Source organism: Thermorhabdus hydrogeniformans, assembly GCF_049310025.1.
GTDB lineage: Bacteria > Bacillota > Thermosediminibacteria > Thermosediminibacterales > Tepidanaerobacteraceae > JBJYKD01.
In genome coordinates, this window is record NZ_JBJYKD010000092.1 from 1 (window position 1) to 293 (window position 293).

At 35.5% G+C, this 293-nt stretch carries 1 protein-coding gene; it reads left to right on the forward strand.

Annotated elements, in window-relative coordinates; translation table 11 throughout:
- Positions 1 to 293: DUF4372 domain-containing protein (locus ACKX14_RS15620; protein ID WP_422449292.1), on the forward strand; the 293-nt coding region annotated here is incomplete at both ends.

Consider the following 293-nt stretch of genomic DNA (forward strand, 5'->3'; position numbering starts at 1 on the left):
GGATACCATAAATTCCACATTAAGTCAACTGTTTAATCCATTATCTGACAAATGCACTCTTCAAAAATTAAATTCCTCGGGGGTCGATAAATACGTAAAGAAACTAACTACCTTAAAATTTATACAGCTTATGGTCCATGCACAACTGGAACAACAACAAGGATTACGAGACATCAGTAATGCCCTAAATGACGATAAGTTCAGCGAAAATATTGAACTTGATTCCATCAGCGCATCCCAGATATCACGCAAGTTAAGAAGTACTGACCCAAAAATAACTCAAATGCTTTTAA